The organism is Ruegeria sp. CG11, from assembly GCF_056537245.1.
Map to the genome: position 1 here is coordinate 146472 of NZ_JBQFRE010000003.1, position 26939 is coordinate 173410.

Consider the following 26939-nt stretch of genomic DNA (forward strand, 5'->3'; position numbering starts at 1 on the left):
AGGCGGCTTTATTTGTTTTTGGGGTGGATCAGGCCAGCATGACCATCGGGTTTTCCAGATTGTCGACAATGGCCTGCAGCAGCTCGGCTCCCAGTGCACCGTCGATTACCCGGTGATCGACCGACATGGTGACCGACATCACGGTAGCCACGGTCAGTTCTCCGTCATCGCCGACAACCGGCTTTTTGACGCCGGAGCCCACCGCCAGAATACCGGCATGGGGCGGGTTCACGATGGCGTCGAAATTGTCGATGCCGAACATGCCGAGGTTCGAGATCGCAAACGTGCCGCCCTGATATTCATGCGGCGCCAGCTTGCGCTCGCGGGCGCGGGAGGCGAGGTCTTTCATCTCAGTCGAAAGTGCGGACAGAGACTTCATGTCAGCATCCTGCAGAACCGGCGTGAACAGGCCGCCTTCAATCGCTACCGCGACCGCCACGTCCGACGGTTTCAGTTGCAGAACGCGATCACCGGCCCAAACGGCGTTACAGGCTGGGACTTGTTGCAGCGCGTTGGCGACGGCCTTGATGATGAAGTCGTTGACGCTGAGCTTCACGCCGCGACCTTCCAGCTGTTTGTTCAGCTGGCCACGGAATTTCAGCAGTGCGTCCAGCTTGATATCGCGGCGCAGGTAGAAATGCGGGATGGTCTGCTTGGCTTCGCTGAGGCGCGCTGCGATGGTCTTGCGCATTCCGTCGAGCTTGATTTCCTCGTACTCGCGACCCTCGTACATGCGGGCCACTGCGTCTGCCGACGGGCCAGCCGGTGCTGCGGCTGGGGCTGCTGCCGCTGCGGGGGTCGGAGCGGCCGCTGCCGGAGCTGCCGAGGCGCCTTCGACATCCGCTTTGACGATACGACCATGGGGCCCGGTGCCGGTGATCTGCGCCAGATCGAGACCTTTTTGCGCGGCAATCCTGCGAGCTAGAGGCGAGGCAAAGATACGACCGCCATCCGCCTTGACCGGAGCAGCCGGGGCAGGGGCGGGCGCCTCGGACGCCGCTGGCGCGGCAACCTCGTTGCCCGCGGCGGCTGCGGGGGCAGCCGCAGGGGCTGCAGCAGGGCCGGCTGTGATGTCATCGGCGCTTTCGCCATCTTCCAGCAGAACCGCGATGGCGGTGTTGACCTTGACCCCTTCGGTGCCCTCGGGGATCAGGATTTTGCCGATGGTGCCTTCGTCAACGGCTTCGAATTCCATCGTGGCCTTGTCGGTTTCGATCTCGGCCAGCAGGTCACCGGAGGAGACGCTGTCGCCTTCCTTGACCAGCCATTTGGCGAGCGTGCCTTCCTCCATTGTCGGCGAAAGGGCGGGCATCAGAATTTCGGTGGGCATCTGTCTGTCGCTCCTTACCGGTAGGTCACTTGTTTGACGGCGGCGATCACCTCATCGGTGGTGATCAGCGCCAGCTTTTCGAGGTTCGCGGCGTAGGGCATCGGAACATCTTTGCCGGTGCAGTTGATGACCGGCGCGTCAAGGTAGTCGAACGCCTCCTGCATCACCACGGACGAGATGTAGCTGCCGACCGAGCCCTGCGGCCAGCCTTCTTCAACCGTCACCAGACGGTTGGTTTTCATCACCGAGTTAATGATCGCGCCTGTGTCCATCGGGCGGATGGTGCGCAGGTCGATCACCTCGGCGCTGATGCCTTCTTCGGCCAGCTTGTCGGCGGCTTCCAGTGCGAACTGCATACCGATGCCGAAGCTGACGATGGTCACGTCCGAACCTTCGCGCCAGATGCGGGCCTTGCCCAACGGGATGGTCAGGTCATCCACTTGCGGCATGTCAAAGGACCGACCATAGAGGATTTCGTTTTCAAGGAATATCACCGGGTTGGGATCACGGATCGCCGATTTCATCAGGCCTTTGGCGTCAGCCGCCGAATAGGGCATCACCACTTTCAGGCCGGGCACTTGCATGTACCATGCGGCGTAGTCCTGAGAGTGCTGTGCTGCCACGCGTGCTGCGGCACCGTTGGGACCACGGAACACGATCGGGCAGCCCATCTGGCCGCCGGACATATAGAGCGTCTTGGCAGCGGAGTTGATGATGTGGTCAATCGCCTGCATGGCGAAGTTGAAGGTCATGAACTCGACAATCGGTTTCAGGCCACCAAAGGCCGAGCCAACCGCGATGCCGGCAAAACCATGCTCGGTGATCGGGGTGTCGATGACGCGCTTGGGGCCAAACTCGTCCAGCAGACCTTGGCTGATCTTATAGGCGCCCTGATACTCGGCGACTTCTTCACCCATCAGGTAGACGTCTCCGTCACCGCGCATTTCCTCGGCCATCGCGTCGCGGAGGGCTTCACGGACGGTCTCGGTCTTCATTTCAGCGTCGGCCGGCCAATCAGGTGAAAGATCCACGACCGGAGCGGCCGGTGCGGCAGCTGCGGGAGCGGCGGCCTCAACCGCCACAGGGGCGGCCTCGGTCACCGCTGCGGCTGCAGGGGCAGCCGCGGGCAGGGCGGAGGCGTCTTCGCCTTCTTCGACCAGAACGGCGATGGGGGTGTTGACCTTGACCCCTTCGGTGCCCTCGGCGATCAGGATCTTGCCGACGATACCTTCATCGACCGCTTCGAACTCCATCGTCGCCTTGTCGGTTTCGATCTCGGCCAGAATGTCGCCCGAGGATACGGTGTCGCCTTCCTTGACCAGCCATTTGGCCAGCGTGCCCTCTTCCATCGTGGGCGAAAGGGCGGGCATGAGAATTTCGGTTGCCATGTCTTAGTCGTCCTCTCAGGCGTAGATATCTGTCCAGAGCTCTTCCACGGAAGGCTCGGGGCTTTCTTTCGAGAATTCGGCGGCCTGGTTGACGATCTCTTTGATTTCCTTGTCGATCGCCTTCAGGTCATCCTCGGTCGCGTGTTTGCCGGTCAGCAGCAGCTCGCGGACATGTTCTATCGGGTCGCTTTGTTCACGGACCTTCTGAACTTCTTCACGGGTGCGGTACTTGGCCGGGTCAGACATCGAATGGCCGCGATAGCGGTAGGTCTTGATTTCCAGAATATACGGCCCCTTGCCTGCGCGGCAGTGGGCGACGGCTTTCTCACCCGCCGCCTTGACCGCCAGCACATCCATGCCGTTCACGATCTCACCGGGGATGCCGAACGCTTCGCCCCGGTGGAAGATATCCTTGGTCGAAGTCGAGCGCGCTTGCGCCGTGCCCATGGCGTATTGGTTGTTCTCGATGACGAAGACGACAGGCAGGTCCCACAGGGCGGCCATGTTGAACGTCTCGTAAACCTGACCCTGGTTGGCCGCGCCATCCCCGAAATAGGTGAAGGTGACGCCACCGTTTTCCTTGTATTTGTCCGCAAAGGCCAGACCCGCGCCCAGCGGCACCTGTGCGCCGACGATGCCATGGCCGCCGTAGAAATGTTTCTCTTTCGAGAACATATGCATCGAACCACCTTTGCCTTTGGACAGGCCGCCAATACGGCCGGTCAGTTCGGCCATCACGCCGCCCGGATCCATGCCACAAGCCAGCATATGTCCATGGTCGCGATACGAAGTGATCCGCTTGTCGCCGTCCTTTGCCGCGGCCTCGAGGCCCACAACAACAGCTTCCTGGCCGATATAGAGGTGGCAGAATCCACCGATCAGACCCATGCCGTACAGCTGGCCCGCCTTTTCCTCGAATCGGCGGATCAGAAGCATTTCGCGGTAGTAGGTTTTAAGCTCTTCCGCAGAAACATTTGGTTTCTTTGTGGTTTTTCGCGCAGCCATCGTGGCGATCCCCCCCTTCCGGACAGATAGTTTAGCGTTAAACTATCTCATAAAGCATTTCCTGCTTTCTGGCGAGTGTAAATGTGACGCGGGGGAACTAATCGGCGGATAGCAGTGTTTTTTTGGGCAAAACACCTGCGCTTAGCGCATGTACTTGTCAAAATTGTCGATGTAGTCAGTCAGGTTTTCATCGAGCATTTTTCGGTATTCTTGAACAAAGTACTCGATGGTCTCTTCTTTCATCTCTTCCATATCGTCTCGGTTTTCGAAGCCGCAGGCGCTGACCCAGGAATTGAACCGTGCCGCTGCGTACAAGAGCGATGCGCTGACCTTTCCGCGCGTCACCTGTTCCAGATATGTGTTTGCCAGATTGATTACGGCATCAGCTCTGTCGAAAAACTGATCGTCAAGTTTGTTGCTCATGACAAAAGATCCCTCGGCTTTTGGTCCACTAGTCGCCGCAAAGTGGCGAATTTCAAACCAAAAAGGATACTTAAGTAAAAAAGTTAGCGGATAACAATCTCGTCCGAACGGATCATGCCCAGAACCGAACGGGTCTGTTGATCCAGCAGGTCGAGATCCAGATAGGTATCTGATAAGCGACGGGTCAGGTTTTCCATCTTGGCGATCTCGGCCTCGAGCTTGGCCAGATCGCGCGACAGGGCGTCCCGTTCCGCCGCAATCTCGACCCGTCGGAACAGGCCATAGTCGCCCTGCACGGCGGCAAAGGTGAAATAGACACCCAGCATAAACGCCACCATGAAGAAAACGACTGCGCCCAAACCGGGCCGATGGGAACGGGACACTCTGTTTACCGCCGTATGAACTGCCTCAATAACGTGCCCTTTGCGAGCATCTGATCGCACTATGTCACAGGCGATTCGGGTTGTGAATCCCCTGATTCGCAATTTTCTGAAATTGTTGGACGCGCGTTCTCAGCGCCATGCGTCCAGCGCTTGATTGCGGGTCAGGGTCTGCTCTTCCATGCAGGCCCAGTAGAACATCGGCGCTGCGCTACCATCGCTTTTCAACTCGGGTTCACAAGTGGCATCGCGGCTTTTCAGCCACGCGCGCTGTTCGTTCAGCAGGGTTTGTCCGTCTCCCCGTGCGTCCGCTATCGGTTTGACCTCTTTCCAAAGCCGGTTGAGCTCACGGTCGGCGATTTCCCATTTCTCCTTGGCGCAGAAATTCGCATCTAACTGGGTCTGTCCGCTGCAACTGGATTGGGCAATGGCGGGCAGGGGAAACAGGGCAATGATCAGGCAGGCAAAAACTCTCATGGCAAAATCTCCACCTTAAAGAGGAGAGTTTACCACGAGTTCCGACACGCGACCAAATTGCGCGGTTTAGCCTTCCAGCGCAGCAACGCCGGGCAGGGTCTTACCCTCCATCCATTCCAGGAACGCGCCACCGGCGGTGGAGATGTACGAAAAGTCCTTGGCCGCTCCTGAAGCGTTCAGTGCAGCAACCGTGTCGCCACCACCCGCGACCGATACCAACTGGCCCGAGCGGGTCAGCGCGGCGGCTTTCAGAGCGGTTGCATTGGTGGCGGCGTCAAAGGGCTCGATCTCAAATGCACCCAGAGGGCCGTTCCAGATCAGGGTCTGGCTTTTGGTGAAGATCTCGGTGATGGCGGCAACGCTTTCGGGGCCAGCGTCCAGGATCATACCGTCTTCGGTGCATTGGTCAGCGGGCAGAACCTGATGCGGGGCGTTGGCTTCGAACTTGTCCGCAACAACGATGTCGGTGGGCAGAACGATGGTGCAGCCCGTGCTTTCGGCTTTTGCCAAAATTTCAGCTGCAGTGTCTTTCATTGAGGTTTCGGCCAGCGATTTGCCCACGTTCAGGCCCTGAGCGACAAGGAAAGTGTTCGCCATGCCGCCGCCGATCACCAGATAGTCCACCTTGGAGATCAGGTTGCCCAGCAGTTCCAGCTTGGTCGAAACCTTCGCGCCACCGACCACCGCAGTCACAGGGCGCTTGGGCGCGCCCAAGGCACCCTCCAGCGCCTCAAGCTCCGCCTGCATTAGGCGACCGGCGCATGAGGGCAGCAGGCGGGCGATTGCCTCGGTCGAGCTGTGGGCACGGTGAGCGGCCGAGAACGCATCGTTGCAATAAACCTCGCCCAGCTTGGCCATGCCTGCGGCCAGATCAGCGTCGTTCTTGGTTTCCGCCGCGTGGAAACGGGTGTTTTCAAGCAGCAGAACCTGACCGGGTTGTAGGGCCTCGGCGGCCAGCTCAGCCTCGGTGCCGACGCAATCGGCGGCGAACAGAACCGTAGAGCCAAAAGCGTCTTCCAGCGTGGGGACCAGTTGCTTGAGCGACAGGTTCTCGCGCCGTTCACCGCCGGGGCGTCCGAAATGCGCCAGCAGGATGGGTTTGCCGCCCGCCGCAAGGACATCGCGAACCGTCGGCACGATGCGCTGAATGCGGGTTGCGTCGGTCACGACCCCATCCACCACCGGAACGTTGATATCGACGCGCACCAGCACGCGTTTGCCGTTCAGGTCCATGTCGTCGAGAGTTTTCCAGCCCATCGTGCAATCCTCGGAAATGTGAAACAGATTTAGGCGGTTCTTTTCCTGCATTTTGCCCTCAGGTCAATGCGTCACTTGGCATTCGCGCGCCCGCATCATAGGTATTTGCGCAAGTTAAACGACAGGAGGGCCTCATGGCCGAGATCAAGGATCCCGAAAACACCATCATCATCGAACTGAAAGACGGCAATGTTGTCATCGAGCTGCTGCCTGACGTGGCCCCTCAGCACAGCGCCCGGATGAAAGAACTGGCGCGTAGTGGTGAATATGACAACGTGGCCTTCCACCGTGTGATCGACGGTTTCATGGCGCAGACCGGCGACGTACAGCATGGCGACATGGAAGACGGGTTCAACCTGCGTATGGCGGGCACCGGTGGTTCGTCGCTGCCGAACGTTCCGGCTGAGTTTTCCAAGCTGCCGCATGATCGTGGCACCCTGGGTGCGGCACGTTCGCAGAACCCGAACTCGGCCAACTCGCAATTCTTCATCAACTTCAAAGACAACCACTTCCTGAACGGTCAATACACTGTTTATGGCCGCGTCATCGACGGGATGGAGCATGTGGACGCCATCGTTCGTGGCGAACCGCCTGCGAACCCGGATCGCATGATCAGCGTCAAGGTGGCGGCAGATGTATAAGCTGGCCGCAGCCTTTGCCTTGCTGGCCAGCCCTGTGCTGGCCACAGGCCTTCAGATCGAGATCGAAGGCGAGGGCGCCAATGGCACCGTCACCGTCGACCTGTTCGAGGATCTCGCCCCCAAACATGTCGAGCAGATCAGCGCTCTGGCAGCTGAGGGCAAGTATGACGGGGTGGTGTTCCACCGCGTGATCGACGGGTTCATGGCGCAGACCGGCGACGTTGAATATGGCCGGATCGGTGGTGACATGCGCCGCGCTGGTACCGGTGGGTCTGATCGTCCTAACCTGCCTGCCGAGTTCTCGGACTACAATTATGACCGTGGCGTTGTCGGCATGGCGCGGGCGCAGAATCCGGACAGCGCGAATTCGCAGTTCTTCATTATGTTCGAACCGGGCCCGTTCCTGAACGGCCAGTACACGGTTGTCGGTCAGGTGACCGAGGGCATGGATGTGGTTGATGCGATCAAGCGCGGTGACGGCCCGAACGGCGCCGTGATCGGTCAGCCGGACGTGATGAAAAAAGTCACCGTCACCGAATAATACAAAAAGCCCCGACGCATTCCGCTTCGGGGCTTTTTCACGCTCAGTCGTCGCCCATCGCCTGCCAGATTAGAGCTCCGATGGCGGCACCGATCAGCGGGGCGACCCAGAACAGCCAGAGCTGCGACAGGGCCGGCGCATCAGCAAACAGTGCTACGCCAGTTGACCGCGCCGGGTTGACCGAGGTGTTGGTCACCGGGATCGAGATCAGGTGGATCAGCGTCAGGCACAGGCCAATGGCGATAGGGGCGAACCCGTCGGGCGCAAAGTTGGATGTTGCGCCAAGGATGACGATGATGAAGAAGGCGGTCATCACGATCTCGATCACCAATGCGGACATCATCGAATAGCCCTCGGGTGACGCTTCGCCGTACCCGTTTGAGGCAAACCCGCCGACACCTTCGAACCCCGGTGCGCCGCTGACGATCAGGTACAACACGGCTGCGGCGGCAATTGCGCCGATCACCTGCGCGATCCAATAGGGGATCAGCTCCTTGGCCGGGAACCTACCGCCCATCATCAGGCCAAGGCTGACCGCCGGGTTGAAATGACCGCCCGAAATATGGCCGACCGCATAAGCCATGGTCAGAACCGTCAGGCCGAAGGCAAAGGAAACGCCCAGCCAGCCGATGCCTACATCCGCGACGCCTGCTGCCAACACGGCGCTGCCGCAGCCGCCCAGCACCAGCCAGAACGTGCCGAAAAACTCGGCCATGAGTTTTGATGACATGAAAATCCCTCCTGAAAACACTGATTTAAGGTTAATTCAAAAATCACGTTTTGTGAAACGGTGGGAAACGGGGAAATTTCAAACGCCCCGTTCAGAAATGAATCTCCGGTTTTGACTGGGGGCTACCCCCAGCTGGCCGGGTCCAGCCGAAACAGTTTCGACAACTGTTCGTACACGTCAGGAACGGCGGCTTTCAGTTGCCGTGGCTGTTCAAAGAAAACCTCGACTGAGACGGCAAAGAACTCTTCGTGGCCGGTCGCTCCATAGGGGTCAATGACTGTGTGCTGACCGTGTTCCACAGCGCGCACATGGGCGTCATAGGCGGTCAGAAAGACCCGCTCCCATTCGGCAAAGCTTTGACCGTCGCTGAGAATCGGAACGCCGTTGGTACCGCCTGACAGGTCGTCGATCTGATGCGCAAACTCGTGCAGCACGACGTTCTGACCATCCCGGTCATTCATCGCCCCTGCCTTGCTGTGCCGCCACGACAGGATCACCGGCCCACGATCCCAGCTTTCGCCGGTTCGCACGATTTCCTTCTCGCTGACGACATAGCCCTCCTGCCTGCGCTGGCGCGACTTGAAGGCATTGGGATAGATCAGAATCGTTGTCAGATGATCATACCAGAGGTCACTGTTCACCAGCAGCAGGCTGGCCTGCGCGGCGATGGCCAGTTCCATTTCTTCGGTGACCTCCAACCCGTCGCAGCCGCGGAATTGCACTTGATTCAGAAACAGGTTCACCTTGCCGTCCAGCTTGGCGCGCAGGTCAGGGGGAAGGCGGCGGATCAGTGGCACCTGCTGTTCGATGAAATTGCGTTGGTGGTCGGTCAGGGGGGTGGCCAGCAACTCTTGCCGCGCCTGCGACTTGGACCAGTAGCGGTACAGAAAAAAGCCCGCGATCAGCAGAAGGATTGAGAAAAAGATCAGCATGTCAGAACCCTATACCGACCGGTCCCGGCGGCAAGAGCAAAAGAAAAACGCCGCAGGGTGACCCGCGGCGTTTGTGCATTCGGATATCAGGTCAGCGTTACTGCTTGACCTCGGCCGCCGGGTTGGCGCCGGCTTTGGCGCTGCGGCCCGGGTTCAGCGGATCGTCCTGACGCTGCACCGAACCTTCGAAATGGGCGCCGCTTTCGATGGCGATGGTCTTGTGGATGATGTCGCCTTCGACACGCGCGGTCGAGGTCAGGCGCACTTTCAGACCACGAACGCGGCCCACGATGCGACCGTTAATCACGACGTCATCAGCGGTAACTTCGCCCTTGATTGTGGCGGTTTCACCGATGGTCAGCAGGTGCGCGCGGATGTCGCCTTCGACAGTGCCTTCGACCTGAATGTCGCCAGTGGTCTTCAGGTTACCCGTGATGTGCAGGTCCGAGGACAGAACCGATGCCGGAGGCTTGGGCTTGGGCGCGGTGCTGGCCTTGTTTTCTGCCGGTGCAGGGGCCGCAGGGGTCGCCGGAGCGGCAGGCTTTGCCGTCTCAGGAGCGTTGGATGCGGGCTCGTTGATTTTGCTCTTAGAAAACATTTCTCGCAGCCTTGATGTAAGTCATTGGGTTTACAGGTTTTCCGTTTACGCGGACTTCATAGTGCAGATGCGTGCCGGTAGACCGTCCGGTGCTACCCATATCAGCAATATGATCCCCGCGCGAGACCCTTTGACCAACCTTGACGCGGATCTTGGTGTTATGGGCGTAAAGTGTCTCAATTCCAAAGGCGTGGCGGATCTTGACCAGCCGCCCGAAACCGGATTGCCAGCCTGCATGAGTGACGACGCCATCTGCGGTGGCGAAGATATCCGTGCCCTGAGCACCAGCAAAATCGACGCCGTTATGCATGCGCCGTCCGCCGGTTTTCGGGTCGCGGCGGGTGCCGTAACCGCTAGTAAACCGCACCACGGATTTCACCGGATTGGCGAACGGCGCTTTCTCGGCGGCAAGGCGGTACAGGTTCAACTGATCCATCTGTTGCAGCAGAACATTTGCGCGAATCTCGTCGGGGGTCAGGTCCTCACCGCGCGTGCTGAATGAGATGGGAGTCAGGGGTCCGCCCATACCGCTGTAACCGCGGCGGACCTCTTCAATAATACGGTCGGTGGGCATACCGGCCTGGCGGAACATCTTGTCCAGTGGTTCGACCGAGATCACCATTGCCTCTTCCAACTGGCGGAAGATCTCGTCGCTGCGCTCCTGCATCAGCCGGATTTCCAGCTCAAGCTCGTCGCGCTGGTCCAGGGCGTCCTTGGCATCTGCCGCGATCTGGTCGCGCTCCTGCGCGGTGCGGGCCAGCGCCTCGGTCATAAAGTTCATCTGTTCTGGCGAGGCCAGAGCGGTCACGTACATGTCGCCGTCACCGGCCTCGACCTGTACGTCGGCCAGTTCGGTACGGGCCTCTTCGCGCTGTTTCATAGTGGCACGCAGGGTGGTCTGGATCACTTCGATCCCGGTCTCAAGCTCGCGCCGACGGTTTTCCGAGGCCAGCAGTTCCGACTGCATTGCGGAAATCTGTTTCAGCGCCGCATTGAACCGGTCCTGTGCGGCCAGTGCCTCTTGTGCGCGGGCGTCGCGTTCGGTGGACAGGATGTTCAGTCGTTCCTGATAGGTTGCCTGATCCCGCTTGGCCTGTTCGCGGAAGTTGCCCGACCCGATGCTGTCCATCAACAGAATCGCCGTGGCAACGGCCGTCCAGCCGACGATCACCGCAACACCGGCGACAGCCGCGACCTGCGTTTCCGAGCTGAGCCGGATGAACCGCGTGTCGTTGTCAGATTTCAGGAAAACCCGGCGTTCCGGGAAATGCCGCTCGAGCAGTGAGTGTAGTTTGATTGCCAGACGTGTTCGCACGCGTCTTCACCTCTCATCCCCAAGATCGGGACCGGTTGTGAGTGTCGTCCGTCCCTTGGGCGCATTGCATAGAGCGGGCGCGTGCTTTGGGCAAGTTTGTTAACCAGTTCACACAGGAAAGCCTCAATTTCCCGCCAATTCTCGGCGGGAAATTGCCGATAACGTCAAGTTGGGTGGGTTTAAAGCGCGGAACCGGGCGATGGCAGGTCTTCTGTCAGCGGCCAGTAGAAGTCGGGCGGCAGCCCGGCCTCCGCGCGTTTTTCCTCGTTGAACGGAGGTTTCAACACCCCGTGGAAGTAGCGCCGCACCAGTTGGTGAAACACATCCTTGGGGTCGGCATTTTCGCGCCCACACAGGAAATGGAACCATTTCGAGCCATAGGCCACATGGCCGACCTCTTCGGCATAGATGACCTCCAACGCGGCGATGGCCTTTTCGTCCTTGGCCTTGCGGAAGATGTCGATCATGCCGGGCGTAACGTCCAGACCGCGTGCCTCAAGCACCATGGGAACTACGGCCAGACGCCCCATCAGATCCTCGGCCGTATCTTCGGCGGCGCGCCACATGCCAGCATGGGCGGGCAGGGCGCCGTAGTGGCTGCCCATGCGCTCCAGACAATCGCAGACCATCTCGAAATGGCGCGATTCCTCTTCGGCGCATTTGACCCAATCGTCGTAAAAACCGATCGGCATCGGCACGTGACCAAAGCGGGCGATGATGTCCCAGTGCAGATCCACCGCGTTCAACTCAATATGCGCGACCGCGTGCAGCAGGGCGATCCGGCCCGCCTCGGTTCCGGGTTTGCGCTTCGGAACCTCGCGCGGAGATAGCAACTCGGGCCGGCCCGGTCGCGCCGGTTGCAGCGGAGGCGTTGCGGTGCCGATCTCAATCGCGGGGGCGTCCTCCTTGCGCGAAGCGAACCACGCCGCGGCATGGCGTTTGGACAGGGCGGTTTTTTGCCGCGCGTCTGCTGTGGTCAGAACTTCGCTCGCCATCTGGGTCAGTGTTTTCGACACCGGGTTTCTCCGCTTGGTCAGATGAGCGGGTCTTAGACCGGATGGCGACCGTGGTCGAGAGGGGTCACAGGGCGCGCACAGCCTCCAGCACCTCATCCACGTGACCGGGCACTTTGACCTTGCGCCAGACGCGGGCGATCTTGCCCTCGGCGTCGATGAGGAAGGTCGAACGCTCGATCCCCATCGACTTGCGCCCGTACATGTTCTTTTCGACCCACACGCCATAATCCTCGCAGACCGAGGAACCCTCGTCCGACAAAAGCGGCGTGGTCAGGTTGTGTTTGGCGACGAATTTGTCGTGCTTGGCGACGCTATCGCGCGAGATGCCGAAAACTTGAGCCCCTGCATCGGCAAAGGCTTGAAGTTGTTCCGAGAAACCGATGGATTCCTTGGTGCAGCCCGGCGTATCATCACGAGGATAGAAGAACAGAACCACTGTGCCACCGCGAAGGGCCGACAAGGTGACCTCGCCGCCTCCGTCGCGGGGCAAAGTGAAATCAGGGGCGATGTCTGAAACGTCGGGCATTGGAAACTCCGCTAAAGTTTTTTAAGGGCTGCCCGACATCATAGGGCGGCGCAAGCGGGTTGGAAGGCGTGGATAAAAAATTGGTGCAGCACGAAGACAAAAGTGCGACGCAGCCCGGGAAACCCCGGCGGCGCCGCTCGAAGCGTCGTATTGCTGCGCATTTTTCCATCTGGACGTGCCTGTCGATTGGCTTGCTGGTGTTTGCGGGCTGGTTCTTTCTGTTCGGTCAGAACCTGCACGCGCCGGAATGGGTGCGCCACAAGGTCGAACAAAGGCTGGAACAGAGCTTGGGCGGGCTGAAATTCAGCTTTGGTGATGCCAGTTTCATCGTCAACGAGGAATGGCGGCCTCGTCTGAAATTAACGGATGTGACCATCAGCGATGCCGCCGGGCAGCAGATTGCGCGGGTTTCGGATTTACGCACCCGCCTGTCTATGCGAGGTTTGCTGCGGGGGCAGATTCGTCCGCGTCGCATCACTGTGCGGGGCGCGCAATTCGACCTGACACGGGGTTTGGATGGTGCCCTGTCGCTGACCGTCGGGTCGGGCAGCGCCCCGGTGCAGAAGGCACCGGACCTGGCGCAACTGATTGAGCAATCAGATGATGTGTTTCTTTCGCCCTTGTTGTCGGGGCTGCGCTCGGTCGATTTGGAATCACTGACGCTTGACTACAAAGACCTGCGTTTGGGCCGCGCCTGGGTGTTCGACGGCGGCTACATCACGGCCACCCGCAACGGTGATGAAATGCACTTGGCTACCGGGTTCTCGGTTCTGACCGGGCGGGACTATGCCAGTTCGATCGAGGCAAACTACACCAGCGTTCTGGGCACGCCAGAGGCACGGTTTGGCGTTGCGATCACCGATCTGCCCGCCGAAGACCTTGCTGGCCAGACCCTCGCGTTGTCCTGGCTGCAGGTACTCAAGGCTCCGATCTCGGGTGCGCTGCGCGGCAGTGTGGACAGCAATGCCGCGCTGGGTCCGGTCTTTGCTACCTTGAACCTTGGTGCGGGGGCGGTGCAGCCGACACAGGAAACCCGCCCGATCCCGTTCGAATCTGCCAGCACCTATTTCACCTACACCCCCAGCCGTCAGGAATTGGATTTCAACGAGGTGTCGGTGGTCTCGGCCTGGGGGGCGTTTCAGGGTGAGGGCAAGGCGTTCCTGAACGGGATAGAAAAAGGTGCGCTGGAAAGCCTGACCTCACAGTTGAGCTTTAGCAGCATCAGTATCAACCCGGCCAACCTGTTTCCTGAATCGCTGAAACTGGCGCGGGCCGAACTGGACATGCAGATGAAACTGGCCCCGTTCGAGCTGCGACTGGGCCAGATCATGGTACAAGACGCCAATTACCGGTTGCTGGGCTCGGGCAAGTTGACCGGCGATCCGGAAGGCTGGGCGGTGCAGGTGGATGCCCATCTGGACCACATGAATGCGGATCAGTTGCTGGACTATTGGCCAGACCGTCTGGCGCCGAAGCCGCGGATTTGGGTGGCGGACAACCTCTATGAGGGGCAATTCTCGGATGTTGATTTTGCCTTGCGGCTGCTGCCCGGAAACAAGCCGGATATCTATCTGGATTTCGGGTTCGATAAGGCAAAGATACGATTTGCCAAAACCTTGCCGCCGCTCGTTAACGCGCAGGGGCAGGCCAGTCTGATCAACAACCGGTTCACGGCCACGGCGGAATCCGGGGTCGTCATCGCCGATCAGGGTGGTTCTATTGATGCCACCGGCACCTCGTTCATTATCCCTGACACGAGTATCAAAGGAGTGTCTCCGTCGATCACCCGGATCACCGCCAAAGGCAGTGTTACGGCGGCAATGTCGCTGCTGGATCGGCCACCGCTAGAGTTGCTGACCAAGGCGAACCTGCCTGTCGATCTGGCAGAGGGTGAGGTGAGCCTAACCGGCACTCTGTCTTTGCCGATGAAGAAAGGCCTGAAGTTCGAAGAGACCGAGTTCCACTTTCTGGGCGAGATTGACGACGTGAAAAGCGACAGGTTGGTGCCTGGATTTTCGGTCAGCGCCGCCCGGCTTGACCTGCAGGGTGACCAGACCGGGGTTGAGGTTTCGGGCAACGGGTTGTTTGGCGATGTTCCGTTACGGGCCACGTGGCGTCAGCCCATCGGAGGCACCGAACCACAGCGCAGCGAACTGACCGGGCAAATCGAACTGTCCCCCCGCCTGATGACCGAGTTGAAGGCCGGTCTGCCGCAGGGGATGCTGACCGGACAGGGCACAGCCGATATCACGTTGGGCATCGGTGCCGGTACACCGCCGAAACTGACGGCGTCATCCAATCTGGCGGGTGTCGCTCTGTCCATTCCCGAACTGGGCTGGCGCAAGGGGGCGGGCTCGACCGGCTCGATGACCGTTGCGGCGACGCTGGGCAGCAACCTGCGTGTGGATGAGCTTAAGCTGGACGCTGCCGGGTTGCGCACAACTGCCTCGATCTCGTTCCGCAACGGTGATTTTGACCGGGTTCGGTTCAGCTCGTTCGATCTGGGCAATTGGTTGGCGGTGCCAGCCGAACTGGTCAATAACGGCGGCTCTGTGCCGGATATCCGTGTTTTGGGCGGCGTAATGAACCTTGGGCGCGCGAATTTCGGTAGTAGCGGTGGCGGAGCGTTCGGGCCCGGTCCTCGTCTGGATGTGACGCTGGATCGCCTGCAAGTCACCGAGACCATCGCCCTGACCGGGTTCAAAGGCGCGTTTCAGACCACCGGGGGTGTTAACGGCGCCTTCACCGCCAATGTGAACGGCGGCGCTGCGGTGCGCGGACAGGTCTCGCCGCGCGCAGGCCGCAGTGCGGTGACGCTGACCTCGGGCGATGCGGGTGCGGTTCTGCGATCTGCAGGAATGATCACGCAGGCGCGCGGCGGATCGATGAACCTGCAACTGGAACCGGTCGCGGGCCCCGGTAACTACGATGTAAACCTGAAAATCACGGACACGCGTATCAAGGACGCCCCGGCGATGGCCGCGCTGCTGAATGCCATCAGCCTTGTGGGTCTGCTGGATGAAATGGCCGGGCAGGGCATCTTTTTCGGAACCATCGAAAGCCGGATGCGTATCACGCCAACGCAGGTCAAAGTTCTCAGCGGCAGTGCGGTCGGGCCGTCGATGGGCCTGTCCTTTGACGGCACCATCGACACGGTTAACGGATTGCTGAACCTGCGCGGCGCAATCTCTCCGATTTATCTGGTCAATGCGATTGGCAGCGTCTTTACCAAAAAGGGCGAGGGCATCATTGGCTTCAACTACACGCTGACCGGGCCACTGAGACAGCCGAAAGTGTCGGTCAACCCGCTATCCGGATTGGCACCGCTGTTCCTGCGCAACCTGCTGAGGCCGCCGGCACCCAAAGTCACTGACGGGCCCAATGCGCTGCCGGTCAAACCGGATGAACCGAAACGAACTTTCGGAGCACCCGCATCAGACCGTTGAACTGGGGTAAAGAGCGCTGTATGGCGCGGCCATGAAACTCAGCGATTTTGATTTCCATCTGCCCGAAGACCTGATTGCCACGCGGCCCGCCAACCCGCGGTCTTCGGCGCGTTTGCTGGTGGCCAGCGGCGATGCGGTGACGGATGCTCATGTGTTCGACCTGCCCGATTGGCTGCGACCCGGTGACCGGCTGGTGTTGAACGATACCCGCGTGATCCCCGCGCGCCTGAATGGCCGCCGCCACCGCGACAGCGCGCAGAGGCCGGTGTCCGCCGCGATCGAGGCCACTTTGTTGGACCCGCAGGCCGATGGCACATGGGCGGCGCTGATCAAACCGCTGAAGAAGGTTAAGCTGGGTGAAGAGATCCAATTCTCTGACGACCTCAGCGCCACGCTCGACCGGGTCGAGTACGGACAGGCTTATCTGCGCTTCAACCGGACGGGCGAGGATTTCGATGCCGCGCTGGAGCAGGCCGGCGCGATGCCGCTGCCGCCCTATATCGCCGCCAAACGACCGGCGGATGAGCAGGACAAGACCGATTACCAGACGATCTGGGCGCGCAATTCGGGCGCGGTCGCGGCCCCCACGGCCTCGTTGCATTTCGATCAGGCGCTGATGCAGGCCCTTAAGGCCCGCGGTGTCACGTTCAGTCATGTGACCCTGCATGTGGGCGCGGGCACTTTTCTGCCGGTCAAGGTCGAGGACGTGACAACCCACAAGATGCACGCCGAATGGGGCAGGGTCAGCGCCACCGCAGTTGAAGAAATTCGCGCCACCAAGGCGGCTGGCGGTCGGGTCATTCCGGTTGGCACCACCGCGTTGCGGCTGATCGAAAGCGCGGCGCGCACTGGTCAGATCGAACCGTGGGAGGGTGACACCGACATCTTCATCTATCCCGGTTTCGAATTCCACGTCACCGACGCGCTGATGACCAATTTCCACCTGCCAAAATCGACATTGTTGATGCTGGTTTCTGCGTTGATGGGTCAGGACCGGATGCGGGATGTCTATGCTCATGCGATTGAACAGAAATATCGGTTCTTCTCGTACGGGGACGCGTCGCTTTTGATCCCTTAGTGGCCGCGATGTCGGGATCACGCCTCCGCAATGTCGTAGACAAGCGGGTTCTGAGCCGTTTTTCATATCAAAACGAATCCTTAAGTCCGGTCGGCAAATAGTACGGAGACCCCAATGCTTCAGGTCCTTTCCAGCGCGTGGGCGCTTCTTCTTGGTATGGGGCTTCTGATGGTCGGCAACGGTCTGCAGGGCACGATCCTGGGTGTCCGGGGCGAGATCGAGGGCTTTTCGACGCTTGAGATGTCTTTTGTGATGTCGGCCTACTTCATGGGCTTTCTGGGCGGATCGCGCCTTGCGCCCGAGATGATCCGACGGGTCGGGCATGTGCGGGTGTTCGCGGCGCTGGCCTCTTTCATCTCGGCGGTCATGATCCTTTACCCGCTGATGACCAATCCGATCGTCTGGGTGCTGGGGCGTTTTGTCATCGGTTTCTGCTTTTCCGGCGTGTATGTCACTGCTGAAAGCTGGCTGAACAATGCCGCCAGTAATGAAAACCGCGGTCAGGCGCTGTCGCTGTATATGATCTTTCAGATGACCGGCATCATCAGTGCGCAGGGGTTGGTGGTGTTGAGTGACCCGGCCGGGTTCGACACTTTCGTAATCGCGTCCATTCTGGTTTCGGTCTCTTTTGCTCCAATCCTCCTGTCGATTTCACCAACTCCGGCGTTCGACACGACAAAGCCAATGACCCTGCGAGAGTTGTTCAACAGCTCTCCGCTGGGCTGTGTCGGTATGTTCCTTCTGGGCGGAGTGTTTTCGGCCCAGTTCGGCATGGCATCGGTTTACGGTGCCCGATCGGGGCTGACCCTGGTCGAGATTTCGACCTTTATTGCTTCCTTCTATATTGGCGCGTTGGTGCTGCAGTACCCGTTGGGCTGGATGTCGGATCGCATGGATCGCCGCTTTCTGATCATGCTGGTTGCGGGTGTGGGGGCCTGCGCGGCGTTTGCGGGTATGATATTTGGGGTCACGTTCCCGATCCTGCTGGGTGCGGCCTTTGTGATCGGCGGCATGTCGAACCCACTCTATTCGCTGCTGATCGCCCACGCGAATGACTTTCTCAACCACGAAGACATGGCTGCCGCCTCGGGTGGTTTGTTGTTCATCAACGGACTTGGCGCCATTGCGGGGCCGCTGATCACCGGTTGGCTGATGGGGGATGCCGTCTTTGGTCCTTCGGGGTTCTTCCTGTTTATCGCCAGCTTGCTGGTCATCATGGCGGCCTATGCGCTCTACCGTACGACACAGCGTGCCGCGATCCCGGTTGATGAGACCGGAACGATGTCGCCGTTCTATCCGACGGCCTCTCCGGTCGCGCTTGAGGTAGCCCAAGAAGTGGCCATCGAAGCCGCCGAAGCCGAGCAGGAAACGCAAGATGTTGCCTAAGACACAAGATTATGACGCAAGTGTTGCAATTTTTTACTGTTACAAATCTGTAAAACGTCCTTAAATGACCTTACGTCCCTGGGGAGGGCAACACGACGGAGTAAGGGCAATGGTAGGGCCTGAAGACGTATTGAGTTTTTGGTTGGATGAGGTCGGCCCCGAGGGGTGGTATCTGCAAGACGACGCCTTGGATGCTAAAATTCGCGAACGGTTTTTGACCACCTGGGAAGCCGCGAATGAAGGCAGGTTTTCTCTTTGGCTGACCTATCCCAGCGGGGCACTGGCTTACATCATTCTGATGGATCAGTTCCCGCGAAACATGTTCCGCGGCAGCGCCAAAGCGTTCTCGTCGGACCGCGCGGCCCTGTCAGCCGCCAAATGCGCGGTGGACAAGGGGTGGGACCTCAAGATCGACGAACCGGCGCGGCAGTTTTTTTACCTGCCGATGATGCACTCAGAAAACCTGTGCGATCAGGAGCGCTGTGTCCGTCTGATGTGTCAGAACATGGCGCACAGCGATCCAAGCAACCTGTTGCACGCACGGGCGCATCGCGAAGTTATCCGCAAATTCGGACGGTTCCCTTATCGCAACGAGGCGCTTGAGCGCCCGATGACCGCGCACGAAGCGGCCTATGTCGACATGGGCGGGTACGGTGTGACGGTGCGGGAACTGCAAGCCGCCGGCTAGGACGACGGCACACATCCCCGAACAGCAATAATTCGGTCGGCAATCACGTCGGCCGATTTTTCTATTGCTGTGTTGACCAGAGTTTCCGGTGCCTCGGTGATTTCCGCGATGCGGGCCTGCGAGTCCTGCATCCGCGCTTCCAGATTGTCCAAGGTGACCAACGCCGTGGAAATCCGAACTTTCTCGGCGATATCTGTCACGGAGCCATCTGTTTGAAGGTTGGTCAGGTCGCTACGCAGGGCGGCAAGCTCCCCCCGAACACCGCGAATTTCGTCCTTAAGAGGGGCAACGATCTGAAGTTTTTCCTCAAAAACCGTGGTGACGCCTTCGACTGTCGATGCCAGCTTCCACCCTAGAAACAAACAGAGTGCCACCAGAATAAGAGTGGCGTTGAGCATAGCAAGCAGTAGATCCTTAAGTGTTTTGGCCATGGTAACCCTTTCTAATGACTTGGGTTAAGGAGAGAGCGGGCAGGCCCGACCCCTATGTTCTAGCCATTGAGACGTGCCCGGTATAGGCTGAATTCCGTAGAAACTGGTGCCGTTGACCCTGCGTCGCTTTTGTCGCGGGAGAGGTGTGTTGATGCGTTGCGGGATTTAGTTTAATGGTAAACTAATTTTCATTCGACCTGTGCCGAGAGGAAAACATGGCTGCACAATCTTTTGATCTGATCGTAATCGGCGCCGGTCCGGGCGGCTATGTGGCGGCTATCCGCGCAGCACAGCTGGGCCTGAAAACAGCCGTGGTTGAGCGGGAGCATCTGGGCGGTATCTGCCTGAACTGGGGCTGTATCCCGACCAAGGCATTGCTGCGGTCCTCCGAAGTGTTCCACCTGATGGAGCGCGCCAAGGATTTCGGTCTGAAAGCGGACAAGATCGGCTATGATCTTGATGCTGTGGTCAAGCGCTCGCGTGGTGTGGCGGCGCAGCTGTCGGGCGGTATCGGCCATCTGCTGAAGAAAAACAAAGTGACCGTGGTGATGGGTGAGGCCACGATCCCCGCCAAGGGCAAGGTTTCGGTCAAGACCGAAAAGGGCACCGAAGAGCTGACCGCCAAGAACATCGTTCTGGCCACTGGCGCGCGGGCGCGGGAACTGCCGGGGCTTGAAGCCGATGGCGATCTGGTCTGGACCTATAAGCACGCGCTGCAGCCGCCCCGGATGCCCAAGAAACTGCTGGTTATCGGCTCGGGCGCGATCGGCATCGAGTTCGCCAGCTTCTACAACACGCTGGGCGCCGATACTACCGTGGTCGAAGTGATGGACCGCGTTCTGCCGGTCGAAGACGCCGAAATCAGCGGTTTGGCCAAGAAGGCGTTCACCAAACAGGGCATGACCATCATGGAAAAGGCGATGGTCAAGCAACTGGACCGTGCCAAGGGCAAAGTCACTGCGCATATTGAGGTCAAAGGCAAGGTCGAGAAACACGACTTTGACACCGTCATCTCGGCCGTTGGCATTGTGGGCAATGTCGAAAACCTGGGGCTTGAAGCACTGGGCGTGAAGATCGACCGCACCCATGTGGTCACCGATGAGTTCTGCCGGACCGGAGTTGAAGGTCTTTACGCGATTGGCGACATCGCCGGTGCGCCGTGGCTGGCCCACAAAGCGAGCCACGAAGGCGTTATGGTCGCCGAACTGATTGCAGGCAAGCACGCGCATCCGGTGAAGCCCGAAAGTATCGCAGGCTGCACCTATTGCCAGCCGCAGGTGGCCTCGGTCGGATACTCAGAAGCGAAAGCCAAAGAGCTGGGTTATGACATCAAAGTGGGCCGCTTCCCCTTCATCGGTAACGGCAAAGCCATTGCTCTGGGTGAGCCTGAAGGTCTGATCAAGACAGTGTTTGACGCCAAGACGGGTGAACTGTTGGGTGCCCACATGATTGGCGCCGAAGTGACTGAATTGATTCAGGGGTACGTGGTCGGACGTCAGTTGGAGACCACGGAGGAAGACCTGATGAACACGGTCTTCCCGCACCCGACTCTGTCGGAAATGATGCACGAAAGCGTTCTGGACGCTTACGGCAAGGTCATTCACATGTGATGACCGCGGTTGGGGGGCTCTGCCCCCCGCCGTCCTTTGGGCGACTGCCCCAAGATACTATTAGCCAGATGAAGCAGGTGATCCGCGCTTCATCTGGCCGAAAATACCTCGGAGCGCGAGGCAGAGCCTCGCAAACCGCTTACTTCTTCGTCAGCGCATCCAGGATGCGGGCCCAAGACCGGATGCCCTTGTGAAAGCTCTTCACGTCGTATTTTTCGTTCGGTGAGTGGATGGCGTCGTCGTCATTGGCAAAGCCGACCAGCATCGAATCCAGTCCGAGTTCTGTGTTGAAATACCCCACGACCGGGATTGATCCGCCCATACCAGTGAACACGGCCTCGCGGCCCCATTCGTCCGACAGCGCACCACGGGCGGCTTCGAACTCGGGCCGATCAAGATTCATGACCGAGGCAGGGGACCCTTCCAGATCATTGTCCCATTCAACATTCGCGTCGGGCGACAGGCGCTCTTCCACATGTTTGCGGATCTTGCCGCGCAGCGCGTCCGGGTCCATGTCGCCGACCAGGCGGCAGGTGATCTTGCAATGCGCCTGCGACGGGATCACCGTTTTCGAGCCAGCGCCGTTATAACCGCCCCACAGGCCATTGACCTCAAGCGTCGGGCGGGCCCATTGCTGTTCCAGTGTCGAGTAGCCCTTTTCGCCGTGCGGCTGAGAATAGCCGACCGAGTTCAGGTACTCAGCCTCGTCGAACCCGCAGTTTTCCCATTGGCGCAGCTGGTCGGCGGGCACTTCGTGGACACCTTCATAGAAGCCTTCGACCGCGACGCGCCCGGTGTCGTCGTCATAGAACGAGGCGACGATCTTGGACAATTCGCGCAGCGGGTTCAGGCCCGGGCCGCCATAATGGCCCGAGTGCAGGTCGATGCGCGGACCGATGACGGTAAATTCGTCCTTGAGCATCCCACGCAGCTGCGAGGCAATCGAGGGCACACCGCGCGACACCATAGAGGTGTCGCAGACCAGTGCCAGATCTGCTTTCAACTCGGCCGCATTCTCGCGCAGGAATGGCACAAGGGACGGAGAGCCCGATTCCTCTTCGCCCTCGAAGAAAAAGGTGATGCGGCAGGGCAGGGTGCCGTTTACCGCTTTCCACGCACGGCAGGCTTCGACAAAGGTCATCAACTGGCCTTTGTCATCCGATGAACCACGGCCGCGAATGACCGGGCCGTTGTCGGTGTCTTCGATGGCCGGGTCGAAGGGATCGCGGTTCCACAGCTCCAAAGGGTCGACAGGTTGCACGTCATAATGCCCGTAGAACAGAACATGCGGCGCGTCGCTGTCTTCTCCGACATGGCCGACAACCATCGGGTGGCCGGTTGTTTTTCGTTTTTCGGCCGCGATGCCAATGCTTTGTAGATCGGCCACCAGCCAGTCGGCTGCCTGATCCACTTGCGTGTTATAGGCCGGGTCGGTGGAAATCGACGGAATGCGCAGCAGTTCCATCAGGCGGTCGATCGAGGTTTGCAGATCGTCGTCAATGCGGTTCAGAACAGCGTCCAGCGACATGGGGGTCTCCTGCTTTTGAGATTTGCCGGAACCCTACCAGCGCCACCGGCGCCGTCCAGTGCGCTTTGAAGGGAATGTGGTATAATATCGGAAACGCTGGCACGGGCCTGCGTCGTTTCCTCGCGTCCGATAGCCGTAACTTTACTTGTCGGAACCCGTGCGACGGGATATTTGATGCAAATCAAATATGTGATCCCAATGTTGTTTATACGTGATGGGCACAAGGGAACGCATCGGCGCTCACTCGGATTCGTCCGATGCAGGCGTCAGAACAGGATGTCCGGTCGATGGCGGCATTGGTCGGGCAGGTAAGGAGACACCGGTGGACTATACTGCTCAGCTCGATTCAGCGATTGCCAAGCTGCATGATGAAGGACGTTACCGGACCTTTATCGATATCGAACGCCGGAATGGCCATTTCCCACATGCGGTGCGGACGCGCCCGGACGGGTCGCAGCAAAACATCACCGTGTGGTGTGGCAACGACTATCTGGGTATGGGGCAAAACCCGGTTGTTCTGAACGCGATGCACGATGCGGTTGACGCAGCCGGTGCGGGGTCGGGCGGTACACGCAATATCTCGGGCACCACGGTCTATCACAAACAGCTTGAGGCCGAACTGGCGGATCTGCACGGCAAAGAGGCGGCGCTGCTGTTCACCAGCGCGTATATTGCCAATGACGCGACGTTGAGCACGTTGCCGAAACTGTTCCCCGGTCTGATCATTTACTCCGACGCGCTGAACCATGCCTCGATGATCGAAGGCGTGCGTCGCAACGGTGGCGCCAAGCGCATCTTCCGTCACAATGACGTTGAACATCTGCGCGAGCTGCTGGAGGCGGACGATCCCAAAGCACCCAAGCTGATCGCGTTTGAATCGGTTTACTCGATGGATGGCGACTTTGGCCCGATCGAGGCGATTTGCGATCTGGCAGACGAATTTGGTGCCCTGACCTATATCGACGAGGTTCACGCGGTTGGCATGTACGGCCCGCGCGGTGGTGGCGTAACCGAGCGTGATAATCTGGCGCATCGCATCGACATCATCAACGGCACGCTGGCCAAGGCTTATGGCGTGATGGGCGGCTATATCGCGGCCAGCGCGAAAATGTGTGATGCCGTGCGCTCTTATGCGCCGGGCTTCATCTTTACCACCTCGCTGCCGCCTGCAGTTGCGGCGGGGGCAGCGGCTTCTGTTGCGCACCTCAAGACAGCGCCAGAACTGCGCGAACAGCACCAGACACAGGCGAAGATTCTCAAGCTGCGGCTCAAGGGTCTGGGCCTGCCTCTGATCGACCACGGCAGCCACATTGTTCCGGTGATCGTGGGGAACCCGGTGCACACCAAAATCCTCAGCGACCGGCTGCTGGATGATTTCGGCATCTACGTACAGCCTATCAATTTCCCGACTGTGCCCCGCGGGACCGAGCGCCTGCGCTTTACCCCTTCACCTGTGCATGGACCGGACGAAATGAACCGTCTGGTGCAAGCGATGGACGAACTTTGGTCACATTGTGCGCTAAATCGCGCCGAACTTGCCGGATAACCTCACACCAAAGTGTGCAATTTGTTTGCCGCGTGTTAAGCTTAGGCTAACAAAATAAGCGGACGAATCGCTAATGGGGCGATTCGCCGTTGGCGCGAAACACGCGCAGGCAGAATGGGGCAGCAGGGATGATTGGGCGCAGATTTCAGCGCGATTCCGAAGGTGATACCGACGTCAGGCCGAAGGGCTATGACGACTATGAGGTACGGCTAGGCGACAGGATGCGCGGCGAACGCGCAACCATGGGCAAGTCTCTTCTGGATGTGCAGCGGGAATTGCGGATCAAGGCCAACTACATTGCTGCCATAGAAGACGCTGATCCAGATGCGTTCGACACACCCGGCTTTATCGCCGGGTATGTGCGTTCTTATGCCCGTTATCTGGGGATGAACCCGGATGAAACCTTTGCCGCCTTTTGCAAGGAAAGTGGGTTCGAGGTTGCGCATGGCATGTCGGCCGAGGCGTCGGTTGTTCGCAAACCTTCGGGCGGCGTAGCCGCGCGGGGGCCGATGGGGCGCGATCCCTTCATCTCGCCCAACACCCCCTTTGTTCCGGGCAAGGAATCCCTTGTCAGTCAGATTGAGCCGCGGGCGATTGGCTCGTCTCTGGTCCTGATCGCCGTGATCTGCGGTATTGGTTATGGCGGCTGGTCGGTTTTGAACAGGATTCAGCAAGTGCAGGTCAGCCCGGTTGAGCAAGCCCCGGTGGTTCTGTCAGACCTTGATCCGCTGGACGCCGCTGGCACCGCCACGACCGTGGTTGCCGTCACCGATACCCCGAGCGCCGAGGCGCTCGACCGCCTGTATCGCCCGCAAGCCCTGGACGTTCCAGTGTTGGTCGCTCGCGACGCGCCGATTTCCACACTTGATCCACGCACGGTTGGAACCTTCCAGCCACAGGAGCTGCCCAAGGTCGAAGTGGTCGAGGTTCACACCGTTGAGCGCCCGGCCTTGCCACAGGTGGTCGAACAGATCGACACAACGCTCAAGATCGTTGCGGTCAACCCGGCTTGGATGCGCGTCACCGCCGCTGATGGCAGTGTGATTTTCGAAGGTACTCTGGGTACGGTCGAGCAGGGCAATGTCTTCGAAGTGCCTCTGACCGAAGAGCCGCCGCTGTTGCGTGCGGGGGCTTCGGGGTCTGTGTTCTTTTCGATGAATGGAGAACACTACGGACCCGCCGGCGCACCGGGAACCGTCGCCAAAGGTGTGGTCCTGTCCAAGGATGCGGTCTCCGAGACCTATGCGGTTGCCGATCTGGAAGCAGACCAGAACAGCGCGCTCAAGCAGTTGGTGGCCGAACTTCAGGCGCAGGCAGACGAAACTCCTGCCGAGTGATCTAGCCATTGCGATGCCCCTTTAGGCGGACTATTTAAAACGCAACTCAGGCTGTCTTGGACCCGTCCCCATGTCGCTCAATCACGTTCGTCCGTGGCGCAATATTTACCGCCGCAAATCCCGTCAGGTCATGGTTGGTGACGTTGCCGTCGGGGGTGATGCCCCGATTGCGGTCCAGACGATGACCAACACGCTGACAACCGACGTGGCGGCGACCGTGGCGCAGGTGCAGGCGGCCGCAGAGGCGGGCGCGGATATCGTGCGGGTCTCGGTCCCGGATGAGGCATCGTCGAAGGCCCTGAAAGAAATCGTCCGCGAAAGCCCGGTCCCGATCGTTGCCGACATCCATTTCCACTACAAACGCGGGATCGAAGCCGCCGAGGCCGGGGCCGCATGTTTGCGGATCAACCCAGGCAATATCGGTGATGAAAAGCGCGTCAAAGAAGTGATCAATGCCGCGCGCGACCACAATTGTTCGATCCGGATTGGTGTGAATGCGGGCTCTCTGGAAAAGCACCTGCTTGAGAAATACGGCGAGCCGTGCCCCGAAGCGATGGTCGAAAGCGGGTTGGAGCATATCCGCATTCTGGAAGACAACGACTTTCACGACTTCAAGATCAGCGTAAAAGCCAGCGACGTGTTCCTATCGGCTGCGGCCTATCAGGGCATTGCCGAGGCCACCGACGCGCCCATCCATCTGGGCATTACCGAGGCTGGTGGGCTGGTGTCCGGCACGATCAAATCGGCCATCGGCCTGGGCAACCTGCTGTGGATGGGGATCGGCGACACGATCCGCGTCAGCCTATCCGCCGATCCGGTCGAAGAGGTCAAGGTCGGTTATGAAATTCTGAAATCCCTGGGCCTGCGCCATCGCGGCGTCAACATCATCTCATGCCCGTCCTGCGCGCGGCAGGGGTTCGACGTGATCAAGACGGTCGAGGCACTGGAACAACGGCTGGAACACATCAAGACGCCGATGAGCCTGTCGATCATCGGCTGCGTGGTGAACGGCCCGGGTGAGGCGCTGATGACCGATGTGGGCTTTACCGGCGGTGGGGCTGGGTCTGGCATGGTCTACTTGGCGGGCAAGGCCAGCCACAAGATGTCTAACGACCAGATGATCGATCACATCGTCGAAGAGGTCGAGAAAAAGGCGGCTGAGCTGGACGCGACGCAGGAAGCGGCCGAATAGGCGCGTGGCGCGCCTGCGGTTCCCCCCCTCGGCGAACAACATTGCAGTGAATTCAGCAGCACCCGCCCAAAGGGCGGGGCTGAAATCCTTACTTGGCGGATGAATGCTTTGCGTGCAGGTCGAACCAGCCGATGACGA

The 26939-nt window shown here is 59.6% G+C and carries 25 protein-coding genes; 10 read left to right on the forward strand and 15 right to left on the reverse strand.

Features of this window, described 5'->3' with window-relative positions; translation table 11 throughout:
• Nucleotides 1–28 precede the first annotated feature (28 nt).
• From ACR0KW_RS10085 to ACR0KW_RS10115, 7 genes are all read right to left on the reverse strand, one after another.
• Complete coding sequence (locus tag ACR0KW_RS10085; RefSeq protein ID WP_480804858.1) at nt 29–1330, reverse strand: pyruvate dehydrogenase complex dihydrolipoamide acetyltransferase; 1302 nt, start codon at nt 1328–1330, stop codon at nt 29–31.
• 14 nt (nt 1331–1344) lie between these two features.
• Complete coding sequence (locus ACR0KW_RS10090) at nt 1345–2718, reverse strand: pyruvate dehydrogenase complex E1 component subunit beta (RefSeq protein ID WP_480804859.1); 1374 nt, start codon at nt 2716–2718, stop codon at nt 1345–1347.
• A 15-nt stretch (nt 2719–2733) separates the two neighbouring features.
• On the reverse strand, nt 2734–3723 hold the full coding sequence (gene pdhA, locus ACR0KW_RS10095) for a pyruvate dehydrogenase (acetyl-transferring) E1 component subunit alpha (RefSeq protein WP_480804860.1): 990 nt from the start codon (nt 3721–3723) through the stop codon (nt 2734–2736).
• 141 nt (nt 3724–3864) lie between these two features.
• Nucleotides 3865–4146 (reverse strand): DUF3144 domain-containing protein, encoded by a 282-nt coding sequence (locus ACR0KW_RS10100; protein ID WP_352988434.1) that lies wholly within the window; start codon nt 4144–4146, stop codon nt 3865–3867.
• A gap of 83 nt (nt 4147–4229) precedes the next feature.
• Nucleotides 4230–4529, reverse strand: coding sequence for an FtsB family cell division protein (locus tag ACR0KW_RS10105; RefSeq protein WP_480804861.1), 300 nt, complete (start codon nt 4527–4529; stop codon nt 4230–4232).
• Nucleotides 4530–4658: 129 nt separating this feature from the next.
• Nucleotides 4659–5003, reverse strand: a complete 345-nt coding sequence (locus tag ACR0KW_RS10110) for a lysozyme inhibitor LprI family protein (protein WP_480804862.1) — start codon at nt 5001–5003, stop codon at nt 4659–4661.
• 66 nt (nt 5004–5069) lie between these two features.
• Nucleotides 5070–6260: a phosphoglycerate kinase gene (locus tag ACR0KW_RS10115; protein ID WP_480805061.1), complete on the reverse strand. Its 1191-nt coding sequence runs from the start codon at nt 6258–6260 to the stop codon at nt 5070–5072.
• Nucleotides 6261–6394: 134 nt separating this feature from the next.
• Here ACR0KW_RS10115 and ACR0KW_RS10120 point away from each other — a divergent pair, with 134 nt between their 5' ends.
• Together ACR0KW_RS10120 and ACR0KW_RS10125 are read left to right on the forward strand one after the other, a co-directional pair.
• Entirely contained in the window at nt 6395–6901 is a 507-nt protein-coding gene (locus tag ACR0KW_RS10120; protein WP_480804863.1) for a peptidylprolyl isomerase, read from the forward strand.
• Nucleotides 6894–7442, forward strand: coding sequence for a peptidylprolyl isomerase (locus tag ACR0KW_RS10125; protein WP_480804864.1), 549 nt, complete (start codon nt 6894–6896; stop codon nt 7440–7442). The genes ACR0KW_RS10120 and ACR0KW_RS10125 overlap by 8 nt, the downstream gene beginning before the upstream one ends.
• Before the next feature lie 43 nt (nt 7443–7485).
• On the opposite strand, the gene aqpZ is transcribed toward ACR0KW_RS10125, so the two are convergent.
• The 6 genes from aqpZ to ACR0KW_RS10155 form a co-directional block, all read right to left on the reverse strand.
• Nucleotides 7486–8172: an aquaporin Z gene (gene aqpZ, locus ACR0KW_RS10130; RefSeq protein ID WP_170325271.1), complete on the reverse strand. Its 687-nt coding sequence runs from the start codon at nt 8170–8172 to the stop codon at nt 7486–7488.
• A gap of 122 nt (nt 8173–8294) precedes the next feature.
• Nucleotides 8295–9104, reverse strand: coding sequence for a M90 family metallopeptidase (locus ACR0KW_RS10135; protein ID WP_480804865.1), 810 nt, complete (start codon nt 9102–9104; stop codon nt 8295–8297).
• Nucleotides 9105–9201: 97 nt separating this feature from the next.
• A complete protein-coding gene (locus ACR0KW_RS10140) occupies nt 9202–9702 on the reverse strand; it encodes a bactofilin family protein (RefSeq protein WP_170325269.1) in 501 nt (166 codons plus the stop codon).
• Entirely contained in the window at nt 9692–11017 is a 1326-nt protein-coding gene (locus ACR0KW_RS10145; RefSeq protein WP_480804866.1) for a DUF5930 domain-containing protein, read from the reverse strand. Before ACR0KW_RS10145 ends, ACR0KW_RS10140 begins: the two co-directional genes overlap by 11 nt.
• A gap of 179 nt (nt 11018–11196) precedes the next feature.
• Complete coding sequence (locus tag ACR0KW_RS10150) at nt 11197–12012, reverse strand: ferritin-like domain-containing protein (protein WP_480805062.1); 816 nt, start codon at nt 12010–12012, stop codon at nt 11197–11199.
• Nucleotides 12013–12097: 85 nt separating this feature from the next.
• Nucleotides 12098–12559, reverse strand: coding sequence for a peroxiredoxin (locus tag ACR0KW_RS10155; RefSeq protein ID WP_480804867.1), 462 nt, complete (start codon nt 12557–12559; stop codon nt 12098–12100).
• A gap of 68 nt (nt 12560–12627) precedes the next feature.
• On the opposite strand from ACR0KW_RS10155, the gene ACR0KW_RS10160 reads away from it, so the two are divergent.
• From ACR0KW_RS10160 to ACR0KW_RS10175, 4 genes are all read left to right on the forward strand, one after another.
• On the forward strand, nt 12628–16005 hold the full coding sequence (locus ACR0KW_RS10160; protein WP_480804868.1) for a YhdP family protein: 3378 nt from the start codon (nt 12628–12630) through the stop codon (nt 16003–16005).
• 31 nt (nt 16006–16036) lie between these two features.
• Nucleotides 16037–17083, forward strand: coding sequence for a tRNA preQ1(34) S-adenosylmethionine ribosyltransferase-isomerase QueA (gene queA / locus ACR0KW_RS10165; RefSeq protein ID WP_480804869.1), 1047 nt, complete (start codon nt 16037–16039; stop codon nt 17081–17083).
• Between the two features lie 114 nt (nt 17084–17197).
• Nucleotides 17198–18469 (forward strand): MFS transporter, encoded by a 1272-nt coding sequence (locus ACR0KW_RS10170; protein WP_170399744.1) that lies wholly within the window; start codon nt 17198–17200, stop codon nt 18467–18469.
• A gap of 109 nt (nt 18470–18578) precedes the next feature.
• Nucleotides 18579–19157 carry a DUF924 family protein gene (locus ACR0KW_RS10175; RefSeq protein ID WP_480804870.1) on the forward strand — a complete coding sequence of 193 codons (579 nt, stop codon included), beginning with the start codon at nt 18579–18581 and terminating at the stop codon, nt 19155–19157.
• Here the strand turns inward: ACR0KW_RS10175 and ACR0KW_RS10180 are convergent.
• Nucleotides 19154–19588, reverse strand: a complete 435-nt coding sequence (locus ACR0KW_RS10180) for a hypothetical protein (RefSeq protein ID WP_480804871.1) — start codon at nt 19586–19588, stop codon at nt 19154–19156. The two genes, ACR0KW_RS10175 and ACR0KW_RS10180, sit on opposite strands and share 4 nt — an antisense overlap.
• A gap of 215 nt (nt 19589–19803) precedes the next feature.
• Here ACR0KW_RS10180 and lpdA point away from each other — a divergent pair, with 215 nt between their 5' ends.
• Nucleotides 19804–21198, forward strand: a complete 1395-nt coding sequence (gene lpdA / locus ACR0KW_RS10185) for a dihydrolipoyl dehydrogenase (protein WP_480804872.1) — start codon at nt 19804–19806, stop codon at nt 21196–21198.
• A gap of 139 nt (nt 21199–21337) precedes the next feature.
• Here lpdA and ACR0KW_RS10190 read toward each other — a convergent pair whose 3' ends face one another.
• Complete coding sequence (locus ACR0KW_RS10190; RefSeq protein WP_480804873.1) at nt 21338–22726, reverse strand: M20/M25/M40 family metallo-hydrolase; 1389 nt, start codon at nt 22724–22726, stop codon at nt 21338–21340.
• Nucleotides 22727–23048: 322 nt separating this feature from the next.
• Here ACR0KW_RS10190 and hemA point away from each other — a divergent pair, with 322 nt between their 5' ends.
• The 3 genes from hemA (at nt 23049) to ispG (ending at nt 26801) form a co-directional block, all read left to right on the forward strand.
• The gene (gene hemA / locus ACR0KW_RS10195) at nt 23049–24272 is read left to right on the forward strand and encodes a 5-aminolevulinate synthase (RefSeq protein ID WP_170325260.1); all 1224 of its coding nucleotides are present in this window, start codon (nt 23049–23051) and stop codon (nt 24270–24272) included.
• 128 nt (nt 24273–24400) lie between these two features.
• Complete coding sequence (locus ACR0KW_RS10200; protein WP_480804874.1) at nt 24401–25609, forward strand: helix-turn-helix domain-containing protein; 1209 nt, start codon at nt 24401–24403, stop codon at nt 25607–25609.
• A 70-nt stretch (nt 25610–25679) separates the two neighbouring features.
• Nucleotides 25680–26801 carry a flavodoxin-dependent (E)-4-hydroxy-3-methylbut-2-enyl-diphosphate synthase gene (ispG, locus tag ACR0KW_RS10205; RefSeq protein WP_480804875.1) on the forward strand — a complete coding sequence of 374 codons (1122 nt, stop codon included), beginning with the start codon at nt 25680–25682 and terminating at the stop codon, nt 26799–26801.
• Nucleotides 26802–26939 lie beyond the last annotated feature (138 nt).